Source organism: Parafrigoribacterium mesophilum, assembly GCF_039652555.1.
GTDB classification, from domain to species: domain Bacteria; phylum Actinomycetota; class Actinomycetes; order Actinomycetales; family Microbacteriaceae; genus Parafrigoribacterium; species Parafrigoribacterium mesophilum.
On sequence record NZ_JBDJAF010000004.1, the window covers coordinates 91439 to 105663 of the forward strand.

General features: G+C 63.5%; 12 protein-coding genes. 3 read left to right on the forward strand and 9 right to left on the reverse strand.

Annotated features, from left to right (window positions below; all coding sequences use genetic code 11):
• The first annotated feature begins 113 nt into the window (after positions 1–113).
• Positions 114–317: a dodecin family protein gene (locus ABFX56_RS13580; protein ID WP_346233882.1), complete on the forward strand. Its 204-nt coding sequence runs from the start codon at positions 114–116 to the stop codon at positions 315–317.
• Positions 318–355: 38 nt separating this feature from the next.
• Here the strand turns inward: ABFX56_RS13580 and ABFX56_RS13585 are convergent, their stop codons facing one another.
• The 5 genes from ABFX56_RS13585 to ABFX56_RS13605 all read right to left on the reverse strand — a co-directional run bounded on the left by ABFX56_RS13585 (position 356) and on the right by ABFX56_RS13605 (position 6246).
• A complete protein-coding gene (locus tag ABFX56_RS13585; protein WP_346233883.1) occupies positions 356–1411 on the reverse strand; it encodes an LLM class flavin-dependent oxidoreductase in 1056 nt (351 codons plus the stop codon).
• 46 nt (positions 1412–1457) lie between these two features.
• The gene (locus ABFX56_RS13590) at positions 1458–1889 is read right to left on the reverse strand and encodes a hypothetical protein (RefSeq protein ID WP_346233884.1); all 432 of its coding nucleotides are present in this window, start codon (positions 1887–1889) and stop codon (positions 1458–1460) included.
• Between the two features lie 22 nt (positions 1890–1911).
• The gene (locus ABFX56_RS13595; RefSeq protein ID WP_346233885.1) at positions 1912–2301 is read right to left on the reverse strand and encodes a HepT-like ribonuclease domain-containing protein; all 390 of its coding nucleotides are present in this window, start codon (positions 2299–2301) and stop codon (positions 1912–1914) included.
• Positions 2298–2747 carry a helix-turn-helix domain-containing protein gene (locus ABFX56_RS13600; protein WP_346233886.1) on the reverse strand — a complete coding sequence of 150 codons (450 nt, stop codon included), beginning with the start codon at positions 2745–2747 and terminating at the stop codon, positions 2298–2300. The genes ABFX56_RS13595 and ABFX56_RS13600 overlap by 4 nt, the downstream gene beginning before the upstream one ends.
• Positions 2748–2859: 112 nt before the next feature.
• On the reverse strand, positions 2860–6246 hold the full coding sequence (locus ABFX56_RS13605) for a DEAD/DEAH box helicase family protein (protein ID WP_346233887.1): 3387 nt from the start codon (positions 6244–6246) through the stop codon (positions 2860–2862).
• A gap of 224 nt (positions 6247–6470) precedes the next feature.
• On the opposite strand from ABFX56_RS13605, the gene ABFX56_RS13610 reads away from it, so the two are divergent.
• Positions 6471–7487: a hypothetical protein gene (locus ABFX56_RS13610; RefSeq protein ID WP_346233888.1), complete on the forward strand. Its 1017-nt coding sequence runs from the start codon at positions 6471–6473 to the stop codon at positions 7485–7487.
• 114 nt (positions 7488–7601) lie between these two features.
• Here the strand turns inward: ABFX56_RS13610 and ABFX56_RS13615 are convergent, their stop codons facing one another.
• The 4 genes from ABFX56_RS13615 to ABFX56_RS13630 all read right to left on the reverse strand — a co-directional run bounded on the left by ABFX56_RS13615 (position 7602) and on the right by ABFX56_RS13630 (position 12835).
• Positions 7602–8996: an HNH endonuclease signature motif containing protein gene (locus ABFX56_RS13615; RefSeq protein WP_346233889.1), complete on the reverse strand. Its 1395-nt coding sequence runs from the start codon at positions 8994–8996 to the stop codon at positions 7602–7604.
• A gap of 216 nt (positions 8997–9212) precedes the next feature.
• Positions 9213–10010, reverse strand: coding sequence for a hypothetical protein (locus ABFX56_RS13620; RefSeq protein WP_346233890.1), 798 nt, complete (start codon positions 10008–10010; stop codon positions 9213–9215).
• A 12-nt stretch (positions 10011–10022) separates the two neighbouring features.
• Complete coding sequence (locus ABFX56_RS13625; RefSeq protein WP_346233891.1) at positions 10023–11183, reverse strand: restriction endonuclease subunit S; 1161 nt, start codon at positions 11181–11183, stop codon at positions 10023–10025.
• Positions 11180–12835 (reverse strand): type I restriction-modification system subunit M, encoded by a 1656-nt coding sequence (locus tag ABFX56_RS13630; RefSeq protein ID WP_346233892.1) that lies wholly within the window; start codon positions 12833–12835, stop codon positions 11180–11182. Before ABFX56_RS13630 ends, ABFX56_RS13625 begins: the two co-directional genes overlap by 4 nt.
• 259 nt (positions 12836–13094) lie before the next feature.
• Between ABFX56_RS13630 and ABFX56_RS13635 the strand changes: the two genes are divergently transcribed.
• A complete protein-coding gene (locus ABFX56_RS13635) occupies positions 13095–14213 on the forward strand; it encodes a 1-phosphofructokinase family hexose kinase (RefSeq protein WP_346233893.1) in 1119 nt (372 codons plus the stop codon).
• Positions 14214–14225 lie beyond the last annotated feature (12 nt).

The following is a 14225-nucleotide window of genomic DNA, read 5'->3' on the forward strand; positions in this document are numbered from 1 at the left end:
GCGTTTGCATGAACATCCTACCCAACATCGCTGAGCCGCCGTGTATTCCCAGCCTTGACGAAGCCGTCGAGTGCGCGTTGGGTGGGGCGGACAACCACATCGAAGGAGACATCATGGGATCAGTAGCACGCGTGTCGACCATTACTGCGCGGTCGGAGACCAGCTTCGAGGATGCCATCCGGGTCGGCGTCGAACGCGCCAACCAAACCCTGCGCAACATCACCGGCGCGTGGGTCAAGGAGCAGGAGGTCAAAATCGAGAATGGCACCATTTCCGAGTGGGAGGTCGTGTTAGAGGTCACTTTCGTTCTCGAGTGAGGCGCCCGGCACCCCGCGCATCCGTCACGCCGCACCCGTCACGAGCCGAGCAGTTCAGCGGCCAACAGCTCCAGCGTACGCACCCGACCAGGGGACGTGCGAGGATCGTCGGCGGCCCGGGCGGATGCGGCGGGTGAGACCATGACTTCATCGACGCCGAAGCGCTCCGCCAGTTCCCGGATGCGCGACGCGGCCGCGACCGGTTCGTCGATGATCCACTTCGAAGCCATGTGGGCGACTCCCTCTTTCTGGGGCGGCGTCAGTTCCGAGACTGCAGCATCTTCCACGGTGTCGAGGGCGGTGAGCCGTTGACCGGTGCGCAGCCTGGCCATGTGCTGCAGTTGCGGCAGCGCGTTATCGTAGGCCTCCTCGGCCGTGTCCGCGACGGATGCGTTGACGGTGAGGAAGGTACGCGGCGCCTCGAGCGTTTCCGACGGCTGAAAGCCGGTGCGATACAGGTCGAGGGCACGCTGCGTGCCCTCGCCAGAGAAGTGGTGCGCGAACACGTAGGGCAGGCCCAGCCGGGCGGCCAGGCTGGCGGAGTAATCACTGGAGCCAAGCAGCCACACATCCGGAACGCTCTGGGCGTTAGGGGTGGCACGCAGTTCGTAGTTCTGGCCGGAGGACATCCGCAGTCCCGCTCCGCCCGGGTTCAACAGCGCCTGGATATCGCGGATGTTATCGGGGAACATGTCGACGTCGCTGGTGTTGCCGCTGTGGCGCAGCACCGCGGTAATGACCGGGTCGCTGCCGGGGGCGCGACCGAGGCCGAGGTCGATGCGCCCCTCGAACGCCGCCTCGAGGGCCGCAAACTGTTCCGCGACGACCAGCGGCGCGTGATTGGGCAGCATGACGCCTCCGGATCCAACCCTGATGTTTCGGGTGCTGGCAGCCAGGATGCCGATGAGTACCGGCGGGTTCGTCGAGGCCACCGAGGGCATGTTGTGGTGCTCGGCGACCCAGTAGCGCCGGAAGCCGAGTTCGTCGGCGCGCCGGGCGAGGGCGACGGTGGCGGCGACGGCATCCGCGGAGGTCTGGTTGCTGCGCACGGGGATGAGGTCGAGCACGGAGAGGGAGAGAGTTTGCGTAGTCATCCTCGACAACAACCGGCGGGCTTGCGGCGCTATTCCGTCCGGGGGCTCAGCGGGTGGCACCCATCAGCAGCGTGACGCGAAGTCCCCGTTTGGTGTCAGCTATCTCCGCCGGGATGCGGGTGGACCGGCCGGCACTGGCCAGGCGCGCCATCGCCTCGAGAATGACCGGCTCCAGGCCGCGCGGTACATAGCCGACGATGCCAGACATCCGGCTGCTGGTGAAGATGCGCGCGGGCATCGCCGCGTCGGTGCGCTCCTCCTCGACTGTGCGGTCGGCGAAGAACACCTCGATCGAGTCGGCACCGGTGTTCCGCACGCGCGCGAGTTCCTCCTGGTAGGGATCGCTACCCGCCAATTGCACCTTCACGCGACCGTTCTTGGGTACGAGATTGAAGGCGTACTGATCAAGGCTGCCGGACCCGGCATCCGATTTCGGATATCCGGCGGGGGCGGCCGCGCGGCGAAACGGGTTCCTCACGCTTGCCAGACTAGTGGCGGACCTACAACGCCAGTTGCCAGCCGAGGTGAGGGAAGTCCGTCGTGAGTGCGTTCCACACGATCTCGTAGTCGATGCTGGAATCATGGAGCGCTAGATAGCTGCTCATGGCGCGCAATTCGTCCCAGGCGACGGCCGGATGCTGGTCCCGAAACCAATCGGGCAGCCGGTCGGCAGCGCTTTGCAGACCGATCACTATCGCTTTCGCCGCAAGCCGCATGGTGCGATCCCCGGGGTCGAAGAACCGGCCCCGACCTGATGCGACGATGCGGTTGCCGTCCACGATGAGATGCCGGATGTCCTCCAACACCGCGGCGATCGAGTCGTCGGTCATCGTGTTGCCGTTCGCGGTGTTGCCATTCACGGTGTTGCCATTCACGGTGTTGCCATTCACAGCGGCATGGCTTGGGCCACCGCGCGATCCACGATGCGCCCGTGCCCCCGATCGCTGATCACGGCGACCCGGGTGCCGAGGATGTGTTCCAGGTCAAGCATGAGTCCTGCGGCGTCAAGCAATGACGCATCCGGCGCGAAGGTCACGAGCAGACCGATGTCCCCGTGCGAGTTGTCGCCGTCTGCGGCACCCACGAACACTCGCGCGTCGGATGCGCGGCGCCGGCGCACGGCATCCAGGACGTTGTTGCGATAGCGCTGCAAGGCGATGTCCGGGCTCACCCGGGCGGCCTGGAGGATGCGGGCATAGGTTTCGGGACGGGGTCGCTCGCGCCCGGACTCGAACTTGGAAATGCTGGCTTGACGGATGCCGGCACGGCGCGCCAATTCGCTCTGGGTTAATCCCGCCTCGGCGCGAGCATGCCGAATGGTCTCTGCAACCACCATGCGGCCACCCTAACCGCACCCGGCAAGTTTTGCGAGGATTGCGCGGATTTCTTGTACGCTTCGCCTACGAAGCATGGTGCGCTTTGGTGGCTGTCGACAAGGATCCCGTGCGCTACACGGCCTCGGCGGTCGCCCGGATCTGTCGAAGCGTCGCAACGAGAGCAAGCACTTGAGCACTAGTGAAAATGGCATCCGGGCCCGTCGGAGCGACTCCGGTGAATGGCGCCTGGTAGAGCAGTTCCGGCTCCATCGCGCCACGGCTGGTGAGCTGGTCCACGATCATGTTGACGAAGGTGAGCTGGTTCCCGGTGAGCACGGTGCCGCCGGTGAACGTCGACAGTGCTTCAGACGCAGCGGCTCGGTCCATGCCGATGAGCGATCGCACGAACAGCCCGAGTCCCTTCGCCTGGGCCACCGCTGTGCTCAGTTCGGCGGGCTTGAACTGTCCACTCTCGAGCATGATCCGCTCAAGTTCGGACAAATCGAGCGGTGTGAGTTGGTGCCCGTGTCGCAGCTTGAACAGGACGACGTCATCCTCGTGCGCGATCAGGAAGCCGTATGCCTTCTCTCGGAACCGAGCCCGATCCACACCGACCACGACATGCCCCAGTTCGATCTCCACCGGATCGCCGGCTGTATCGGCGAAGTCGGTATACACGATCGAGCGGTGCTGTGAGTCGATCAGGTTCACGAGGCCCCGCAGTCGTTTGCGCACCATCTCGATCATGGGCACAGTCACGTCCTGCCACCAATCGTCGGTAGCGACGGCCGAAATCAACTCGATGCAGTTGGCCACTGCGGGGATGCTCTTTTGTTCGGCAAGTAGCGATGCAATCGCCTGTATCCGTGCCTTTGCCGCGTCGAACGCCGGGTCGCCGACCAGGATGCCCAACTGCGCCCGGAGCGCGAAAAGGTCGAACCGCTTGGCTCGCTCGTCGGTGTCGAGAACATCCGCTGCGGAGGGCAATCCGGCTAGTTCCTCCGCGAGGAGATATTCGTCGCTCGACGGAAACATCCACCGCACCGGGTCAGAAAAATGCTCTACCGCTCGGCGGTGGGGACGCACCAGGAAGTTGTGCACGCTCATGCCGCTGACCTGGCCGAATAGTTGGTCGACGAGGGAACCGCGCACGTCGGCGAGAGATTTGTCGTCGCCGGCACCATCGATACCCGCCAGCAGTAACAGCCGCGCCTGGAACAGGCGATAACCGAGCGGTCGGCCGCTGTAAACATCGGCGGTCGGGTAGTCCTCGTTGAAGTACTCGATGTTCTGGCAGACATCGAAGATCACGAAGTCCTTCTTGTCCTCGCCTGGCCCGAAGAGATCCGGCCGCAGGCGCGTGCCACGACCCACCATCTGCCAGTACTTCGTTTTGGAGTGGACCGGTTTGAAGAAGACCAGGTTGACGACGTCCGGCACGTCGATTCCGGTGTCGAGCATGTCGACCGTGATCGCGGCTTGCGGCAACTTGGCCGGGTTCGAGAAGTCGTCAATCAGGCTCTGCGGGTAGGTGGTCTGGTAGGTGATGACCCGTGCGAAGTTACCGGCATACTCGGGGTAATTCTTATCGAAGCGCTCGGCAATGAAGTTCGCGTGGTTCGTGTTCTTGGCGAAAATGATCGTCTTTCCGAGCAGGTCGCCGCCAGCGACCCGTCGCCCGTCGGTCATCAGCGCCTCGAGCACCTTGTCGACGGTGTCCGCATTGAACAGCCAGTTGTTCATCGCGCTCGAGTCGACCTCGTCGGGGATGACGTCATCCGCCCAGTCCAGCAGGTCCCAGGCCTCTTTCTCCTCAGCGCTCAGGTCGGCGTACCGGATGCCGTCCCGCACGAATTGCGTTGCGATCGAGCGGCCGACCGGTGGCACCAGGTAGTGCTCGGCGATCGCATCCGTCAGATCGTAGGAGTCAGTTGGCACACCGTCTTCGAGGTTGAACAGGCCGTAGGTGTTGTGGTCGATCTCGTTCTTGGGCGTGGCCGTCAGCCCGACCAGCAGGCCGTCGAAGTAGTCGAAGATCGCCCCATATTTCTGGTACACCGAGCGGTGCGCCTCGTCGACCACGATGAGGTCGAAGCAGCCGGGGCCGAACCGGCGCAGCGAATCGCCGTTGCCGCTGTCGTTGATGAGACCCATCATGGTCGGATACGTCGAGAGGTACACCCGTCCCTCGGTGTCTTTGTCGGTCACGAGGTTCACCGGCGCGGCATCCGGCAGCAGCGCTTTGAACGCGTTGGTGGCTTGAGTGACGAGCGCCACACGGTCGGCGAGGAACAGGATGCGTTTGGCCCAGTTGGCGCGGATCATGACATCCGCGAGCGCGATCGCCGTGCGTGTCTTGCCGCTGCCGGTAGCCATCACCAGCAAGGCGCGCCGTTCTTTCTTCTCGAAGGCCTCACCGATCTTGCGCACCGCACGCTGCTGATAGTGGCGGTCGGCGATCGACTCACTGATCGCCAGCGATCCGAGTGGCTTGCGGGTACCGCGCCGTTGCACCATTAGGGTGAGCTGGTCGCGCGTGTAGAAGCCTTGCACCTGGCGTGGTGGGTAATTCTGGTCATCCCAGATCCAGTGCTCATAGCCGTTGCTGTAGAAGATCACGGGACGCTGGTTGTAGGCGCGCTCGAGGGCATCCGCGTACAGTTTGGCCTGCTGCTGACCGATACGCGGGCTCGTACGAGTGCGCTTGGCCTCGACCACGCCGAGAGGGAGTCCGTCGTCGCCCCAGAGCACGTAGTCGACGAAGCCTTGTCCGCCCTCGGAGTTGTTCGGCATCCCGGTGACCAGAAATTCAACGTCCCGAACCTGGTCGAGGGGCCAGCCGGCTTCGCGCAACAACACGTCGATGAACAGGTCCCGAGTTTCATCCTCGCGATAGTCGTGGGTGTCGGGCACGATGGCGTTCTGGGCCTTGGCGAGGACAACCTGGGCTTGAAGTGCGCTGATTTCCTCCGTCAGCCTGGCGTTGTCGTCTCGGGCTTTGGCAAGGTCGCGATCCTTGTTCTCGACCTCGGATGCGAGGGCTTGCAGTTGGGCGAGGGTCTTTGCCGCTGCCCCGGGTTGCGGCTTCGGGATTGCTGTGGTGTCGAAGGGTAGCCCGGCCGGTGGGCGTTGCGTGGGTGAGAGGGCGTAGTGCGAGGCCAGCCATACCAGCACGTGGAACAACTCGCGCACCACCGGAAGGCTGTCTGCCGATCTGGTCTGGGTGGAACGATGCACGGCCGCGTTGCCTTGCCGCCGAATCAGGTCCATTTTCGTGAGGATGCCGGGCCCGACCAGGTGCTTGAAGGTCGGCTCGTACAGCAATCCGCTGAGGTCATTTCTGTAGGGCTGGACGAGCGAGGCATCCGCACGGTACAGCCACTGCACCGTGAGCTCGAGCGTGCGGCGTGCGTAGAACAGAGCTGTGCGTGGATCCCCGAACGCGTAATGTTCGGCGCGATGCGCTTCCTCGGCGATCGCCGGCCAGGCGGTCCGCACGAAGTCGAAGTTGCTGGCCACGACACCTCTCCTCGCAAGGATCGTCGCTTCGAAGCGACGCCGCCAGACTATCGCTCACCACCTGCCCTGCCCGGATGTCGGTGGCTCGTGATGAACTTCTCAACTCGCAACTTTCCGCGCAGGTCGCGGCGGTACGAGTCACCCGAGTCTCCCGATTCGAGCGTCAGCGCTGTCCGGCGCGCCGGGCAGCCCAATGAGGCCGGAAAGCCCAAAGGAGAGAACAAATGTCAGACACAACCGCCGATGGCGAGCCCGCCCATGACGTCACGCCCGGTCAGCCGGCAGCGACACAAGCTGTTGCTGCACCGATTGCGGCTCCCACGCCACCGCCAGTTCCGAAGAGCAAGCTCGCTCAGGCCGCACTCTTCCTCGGCATCGTCGCGGCGGTGTGCGCCATGATTCCCGTACTCAATGCCGCGGCGGTGGTCGCCGGTCTCGGCGCCATTGTCTGCGGTGGCTTCGCTCTGAAGAGGAAGACCGCGCACCGTCGGCGTTCCATCGCAGGACTCAGCCTGGGCGCGGTCGCGTTGATCATCGCGATGGTGGTCAGCTCTGCATCGGCCGGTGGGAACACGACGGCGGAATCTGCGGTGCAGCAGAGCGGCGCATCGGCGACGCAACCGAGCGAAACACCTGCGGCGACGTCAGAGTCTCCGAAGCCGACGCCGACCGAGGCGTCGCCGACGGAAGAGGCTGCTCCGCCGGCGCCAGTTGTACCTGCCGACAAGGTGTACCAGGGCTCAGGCGATTCTGTTGTCGCAGTGGAGCTTCCGGACGGCGCGGACCAGGTGTCCGTAGCGACCATCAGCCACACCGGAGCTCACAACTTCGCCGTTTGGTCGCTCGATTCGAACATGGAGCAGCACGACCTCATGGTGAACCAGATCGGCACCTACCAGGGCACAGTGCTGTTCAACCTTCAGAGCAGCAACACCACATCTCTGCAAGTGACAGCAACCGGCCCGTGGACCATCACGCTGCGGTCGATAAAGTCACTGCGGACGTTCGAAGGCGCAGCCGCGACCGGAACTGGCGATGACGTGTTGATCTACCTCGGAAAGCCAGGCGCGGCAACGATCAGCCACGACGGACAGCACAACTTCGCAGTGTGGTCTTACGGCGACCGCAGCGATCTCGTGGTCAATGAGATCGGCGCGTACAACGGCACGGTGCGCTGGGGTACAGGTCCTTCGGTGGTCGCGGTGTCAGCGGACGGCAATTGGAGCATCAAGGTCGGCTGACCATGGCGTCTGACGGTGCCGCCGCACTGGTGGCGCCTTAAGACGAAGGCTGACTCGATGCCAATTTCAGATTCCTTGATCGCAATGCTGTGCTTAATAGCCGTGCACCGGGCGTCAGTTCCGTCGCTTTTGACCGATCTTGGCTTGTCTGAGGGTGGCGGATCTGCCGGTTGGGTACCAGGTGCCGGTGTCGTCGAGCCAGGGTGGGTATTTCACTTGCGGGAGCCCGTCTACCATTCGGAATTCCCAGCCGGATTCGTCGAGCATGCGGTGGTGGAACCAGCACAGCACCATCCCGTTATCGGTATGGGTGGGTCCACCGCTGCCGGCCGGGTCCACATGGTGGATCTCGGACAGGGCGCCGGGCATGGTGCAGCCCGGGGTGCAGCATTGCCCGTCCCGGAGGATGATCGCCCGCCGTTGTTGGGCGGTGAAGATCCGTTCCGGGGAGCCCAACTGGATGATCCGACCGTTCTGGTCGAAGACGATCTTCTGCTTGCCGCCGGTGCAGACGAACTGCCGGACCGCCCGCATCGAGATCGGGGCCTCCCCGATGAACCCGCACCCGGTACCGGTTTCCAGGTTCTCCAGGGTGACGGCGACCGCGACGACCGGGGCGGCACCACCCAACTGCGGCATTGTCAGGCTGCGGGCGGCGGTGTCCACGATCCCGGCGAACACGTCATGGCGTTGCTGATCCCTACTGCGCGGGTCGGCGTCGCGCCCGGCGGCCAAGGCTTCCTCAACGCTCAGGAACGCGGGTCCTGTTTTCGGGGACAGGCAGGCGTCCATGATGGTCTGCAGTTTCGCCGCGACATCCGGCATCAACGCCCCGCGGATGCCGACCAACCCATCCCGTTCCCTCGAAATGCGCAGGTGGCGTTGCCGCATCGCCTGCTCCTCACACGGTTCGGTGCCGTCTTGGTCGAGGAACATCCGCCACACACTGACCTGACCGCGAATCTGGTCCGCCGTGCAGGCCACCGGGGACAGTTCCGTCGCGCCCGTGGCGGCGGCCACTAATTCGGTTTCGGCGGCCTGCAACACGTCTTTACCGACCGGGTGGGTGAGCGCGGTCAACCCCTGGATGATCGCGTGCGCACTATCCACACCAAGATTTCCCGCGGTGAGCGCGTCGGCCGCCGCTTCGAACTCCGCCGGGAGGCGTTCCCCGGCCAGGGACAGGCGGGCCCTGACCGCCCGGCCGGTCTTGATCCGCTTCCTCGCGGTGTCCCCGGAGATCTGAGTGACCCGCTCCACCAGCTCCGCACTGCTGCGGCAACCCTTCCGGGCGGCCAGACCACACCTGCCCAGTTCGTTACGCGAGGCCTCGGCCACCTCCCCCGCAGCTAGGACCCGCAGCGCGTCGACCCGACGGCCCAGGCGCTCGGTCGCCGCCAGCAGCGCCAGCAGGTCATCCTCCGGCAGAGCCTGCAGGTCGCGCGGGTTCACGGCTGCGGCGACCTGATCGGTGATCGCATCCAGCACTGCGGTGGTCGGGTTTTCCATACCCCTATTTTGCCACTAAATGCAACTAATGTCGAATCTATTTACTATTAGTGGAAATCTTCTTTTGGGGCCCTGATGGGGAGGACATGTGTGCTCTTACCTGAATATTTTGTCCTTAGCGCGACGAAGATAGCGGACGAACTGCGTCAAGAGACCCTGTGGTTACTAATTGATTGATGTGGCTTTAGATCCGAACACATTCACTAGCGACGCGTACTATTCGGCGAAGTCCTCGTCCACTTCGCTGTCTGTCATCAACGTTGTTGCCTCCCGGCATGCCACAAGTTCAAGCATGGATTCGTGCATCTGAATGGCCGTGGACAGCGCGATTGCGACCGTTCGAGCGCTCGGTATGGAGGCCGAGATGCCCCTTCCTTCTGCGTCTGTGCCCATCGGGACACGGATCGAATGCACCGTGGACCGACGTGCATACGGATGCGTGAAGCCGCTGATGAGTCGCCACACCAACTCTGCCCGACTGCCCGTCCCGTCGACGTCATTGGCACCATTCCGCACGATCTCCGCGTACCCGATTTGCTTGTTCTTGAACTTCTCAAGGGACGCCGGCAGAGCCTTCTTGCCGATAAACGACTTGTACAACTCCGCGTCCTGTAGATGTTCGGTTGCCCGCACCCGCAGGTTCCGTTCAATGCGCACGGCCTGGTCGTCCGGTCGCAACAGCCAGATCGCCTGAGCGGATGCCTCGATCACGGACCGCAAGAGCGGGTACTGCGCGAACGTGTACAGGCGCACTCCGCCATCTTCGTCGACCATGAGTGCCTCGACCGCATCGAGGCAATCGACCGCGGATGCCAGGCAGGTTTGGACGAGCCCGCTCGCCGGGTAATCGCCGAGAACTGCATCATCGGATGCGAGGACCGATCCAGGCCGCGGCGCCAGCGGTTCGAACGGGCTGCTCGCTTCGAGCAGTTCTGGAATGCGGGCGAGAAGCGCAGTGATCTCCTGGTGTGCGGCCCATTCGTCGTCGCTCGGTTCGTAACCAGAAAGCTCCATCTCGGATACGGCCTACAGCTGACCCGAGAACGCGCGGTGCTGGAGGGATGCGAAGAGTTCGTCGAGGTGGGCGAGGCTTGCACGATGTATTGAGCCGAGCCGCTCGATTCTCTCGACCCTTCCGACAAACTGTAACTGTGCGCGTATGTCAGGCACCAACACCGGGAGCGCGCGAATGGCGTCCTGGAAGAGATTCGCTTGCGCGGACGACTTTGACCGCTTCAAAATCTCTCGCTGAATCGACGGACTCCGTAGGTACCGCTCCAGATACAACGGGTGGAGCGGTGCAGCCGGGCGCACCAACGCGACGCTCCGCACCAAGACAAACGGCTCGTCGGTGGCCACAACAGAGATGCGCCCCACTGAACCTGAGCAAGAAATCAGCACGTCGCCCCTTGTGGGACGACATCGGCGGGCAACTCGCTCGAACTCTACGTCGTCAACATGATCGACGGACCGGAAATCCAAATAGCCATTCTGCACGTTGCGCGCGGAAAGTAATTTCTTGCCTACGCTCGTGCGCCGAGGAGTCAGGTGTTCACCATCAGTTATCTGGACTGCAAAATCAGCTAACCGTGGCAATTCGCCCAGTCCGCGCGGGTCGTCGGGGATATCGAACGCGCTCGAAAACGCGGCATCGGCCAATTCATCGAGGAAGGCGAGAGCCCGGCGTCGCTTGGCACGGAGTTCGTCCACGCGGTCTAGAATGCCTGCGATTCGGCGTTGTTCGGAGAGGGGTGGGAGGGGGATTTCTAACGACTCGAGAAACGCCTTCGGAACACGCCGCTGACCAGCACTTCCGGTCATGCGTTGCTCGCCAGAGACACGAACATCCGGGGTGCGCAACAGATGCAGCACGTACCTCGGTTCAGCACGACTCGTGGCGACTCGAACAACGTGAAATTCCGTGGACCCAAACGCCTGTGTATGTGCTGTCGCCGCTTGGGCAATCTTCCCATTCTCAAAACAGGGCGTGATCTTCGCTACCAAAAGATCACCGTTCTTGAAGGGCGTAAAGCCCTTCTTGACAGTTGAGAACAGGCGCTCTGACCCCACACCGGTCTTGCCATCTTCGGAGATGTCTGCCATACCCAAGAAAGATACGACCTGATCATCTGCAAGCCGTTCGTCCAGTTTTGGATTGATCAGAGCAATGTCTGCAAGCGAAGTCACTTCGCCGAACTCGCTTCGAGGGCCTCAGCGAGCGAGTCTTCTGCGAGCGACTCAGCGAGCGCTGCCGTCGCATCCGTTATCTCTCGTTCGAGTGCCGTGAGGTCGGCGAGAATTTCGGAGGGAGCACGGTGCTCGACTTCTTCGTACCCAACTTCCTTGTAGCGGTTCAGGCTGAGGTCGTAGTTGTTTGCGGCGATTTCGGACTTCGGGACGAGGAAGGATTGCGCGGTGCGGGGGCGGGACGATTCGGGGGTCTCGACAAGCTCGACCACCGGGTTCTGCTCGACCACCGGAGCTTGCGCCGCCTCCTTCGAGACGGGCGCTAGAGCGCCCTCCTCAGGAAACGACACACCGTGGCGAGCCTCCTCGGGGACTGATCGCAGACTCTCCCAGCGGGCCAGGACGTCCGGGAGGTCGGTCGCCGTTGTTGGAGTGCGCTTGTCGTCGAGGGTAAAGCCGTCCGCCCGCACGTCGTAGAACCAGACGTTGTCTGTGCCGCCGGAGCTGGTCTTCGTGAAGAACAGGATCGCGGTCGATACGCCTGAGTACGGTTTGAAGACCCCACTGGGTAGCTTTACCACCGCATCGAGCTTGTGGTCCTCAACGAGCGTGCGGCGCAACTCCTTGTGAGCCTTCGACGAACCGAAGAGCACTCCATCGGGGACGATGACCGCCGCGCGTCCGCCGTTCTTCAGCACCCGCAGCATCAGCACCAGGAACAGCAGCTCCGTCTTCTTTGTCTTGACGACCTGCAGCAGGTCCCTCGCGGTGGTCTCGTAGTCGAGGCTGCCGGCGAACGGCGGATTCGCCAGCACGAGCGAATAGCGGTTCACAGCGTCGGAGTGCGCCTCGGCGAGGGAGTCGCGGCGGGCGATCGTTGGGTTTTCCACGCCGTGCAATTGCATGTTCATGCTGCCGATGCGCGACATCGAGGCGTCCGAATCGAATCCGGTGAACATCGTGGTGTTGAAGTGGTCGCGCAGGGCGGCATCCGCCCACAGCTCAGCATGGTGGTCGCGCAGGTACTCCCCCGCTGCGACCAAGAAACCAGCCGTTCCCGCCGCTGGATCAAGGATCGTATCTTGCGGGGTCGGCGCCGCCATATCGACCATGAGCTTGATGATGTGACGTGGAGTGCGGAACTGCCCATTCTGGCCGGAGGTGGACAACTGACTCAACATGTACTCGTAGATGTCGCCCTTAGTGTCCCGGTCGTTCATCGGGATGTCTTCGAGCAGGTCCACCACCTTGGAGAGCAGCGCCGGGCTCGGGATGGTGAAGCGCGCATCCTTCATGTTGGTTGCGAAGGTGGAGCCGGCCGCTCCGAGACCGCGGATGAACGGAAACACGTTCTGATCGATGACCTCGAACATGTCGTGCGGCGAGAAGTGCTTGAAGTGGGACCAGCGCAGGTCGGCGTATGGCCGCGGACGACGGCCGGTGTCATCCATACCCTCGGGGAATACCGGATGCTCGATCGGCTTGTGCAGGGTGTTCGCCCTGTTCTCGGCCAGGGTGTGCAGCTCGTCGAGCCGCTTGATGAACAGCAGGTACGTGATCTGCTGAATCACTTCGAGCGGGTTGGCGATACCACCTGACCAGAAGGCGCTCCAGACCTTGTCGACCTGGGACTTGAGCGCTCCTGTTACCACGTTTCTCCTCTTGCGGCTCTGCGTCGGCATCCGGTCGCCGACTGGTTAGAGTCTCCCAGACCACGGGCTGTGGAGCACTTGCGACGCACGTCCGTCATCTCAACGCTAGATCAACGTCGGTCTGCGTGAAGTTGCCAACGAGGCTCGACCACCGGGGAAAGGGAACCGGGTCTCGACGAGCTCGACCACCGGGAGCCGCTCGACCACCGAGCTCGAGGTGTATCAGCGCATTACAAGCATCCGCTCGTACCTTGAGCGCATGACTGAGGTTGTCATCTTCGCACCGTCGCCTGTGCTCACCGTTACAGTCGAGGACCATCCCGATGGTGCGGACGTACATCTGCACGCCGGTGGCCAGGGGGTCTGGCAAGCACGGATGCTCCTGCGCATGGGGGTCAAGGTCGCGATGTGCTGCGTTCTCTCCGGAGAGAGCGGTCGGGTGCTGCGTCACCTGCTCGCTGACGCAGGCATCCGGGTCATCGCCGTCGAGCGTTCGGCCAGGGGCGGCGTGTACGTGCACGATCGGCGAGGCGGCGAGCGCGTGCGCATTGTGGAAACCGGCGGCGAACCCATCGCCCGACACGACCTCGACGAGCTGTACGGTCAGACCCTCCGCGAAGGCCTCGATGCGAGCCTGGTCCTTCTGAGCGGTCCGGCCGGCAAGGATACGCTCCCGGCGGACATCTACCGGCGGCTAGCCTCCGACTTCCGCCACGGCGGCCGCCGGGTCATCGTCGACCTCGCCGGAGACCGGCTCAACGCCGCCCTCGCCGGCGGAGTCACGGTGGTCAAGGTGAGCGACCACGAACTGCTCGAGGATGGCCGGATCCAGGCCGATCACACCGACCAACTGATCGCCGCCATGCACCGACTGAACGAGGAGGGCGCCAAGGTCGTCATCGTCACCCGGGCGGGTCGGCCCTTGCTCGTGCTGGCGGAGCACGAACTGATCGAGGTCACGCCACCTACGTTCGAGGTGGCGGACACCAGTGGAGCCGGGGACTCTCTCACCGCGGGAGTTGCCGCCTCGCTCGCTACCGGCGGTTCCCTCATCGACGCGGTCACGTTGGGAGCCGCGGCCGGTGCGCTCAACGTGACCCGGCACGGCCGTGGCACCGGGGACGCCGAGGCCATCACAAGACTGCGCAAGCTGGTGCGGGTGCGCACGGTCGGCAGCGAGGCGGAGTCGGCAGCCAAACTCAGCCCCGCCGAACTGGCCACGCACGTGACCGAGAAGAACAGGGGAAAGGATGCGACGCCGCCGGCGAGCACCGCACCAGCCGGTACGGAGACCCTGAGCGCAGAACCGCCGACCGCGGAGACACAGACCGCGACAGCCCAGACCCCGCGCGCACAGACATCGAGCGCGGAAAAATGAGCGCAGAAAAGT

Bases quoted from the DNA above. Each gene is read 5' to 3' on its own strand.
- ABFX56_RS13580 (WP_346233882.1), top strand. From the start codon at position 114: ATGGGATCAGTAGCACGCGTGTCGACCATTACTGCGCGGTCGGAGACC.
- ABFX56_RS13620 (WP_346233890.1), bottom strand. From the start codon at position 10,010: ATGGAGCTTTCTGGTTACGAACCGAGCGACGACGAATGGGCCGCACAC.
- ABFX56_RS13600 (WP_346233886.1), bottom strand. From the start codon at position 2,747: ATGGTGGTTGCAGAGACCATTCGGCATGCTCGCGCCGAGGCGGGATTA.
- ABFX56_RS13585 (WP_346233883.1), bottom strand. From the start codon at position 1,411: ATGACTACGCAAACTCTCTCCCTCTCCGTGCTCGACCTCATCCCCGTG.
- ABFX56_RS13635 (WP_346233893.1), top strand. From the start codon at position 13,095: ATGACTGAGGTTGTCATCTTCGCACCGTCGCCTGTGCTCACCGTTACA.
- ABFX56_RS13615 (WP_346233889.1), bottom strand. From the start codon at position 8,996: ATGGAAAACCCGACCACCGCAGTGCTGGATGCGATCACCGATCAGGTC.
- ABFX56_RS13610 (WP_346233888.1), top strand. From the start codon at position 6,471: ATGTCAGACACAACCGCCGATGGCGAGCCCGCCCATGACGTCACGCCC.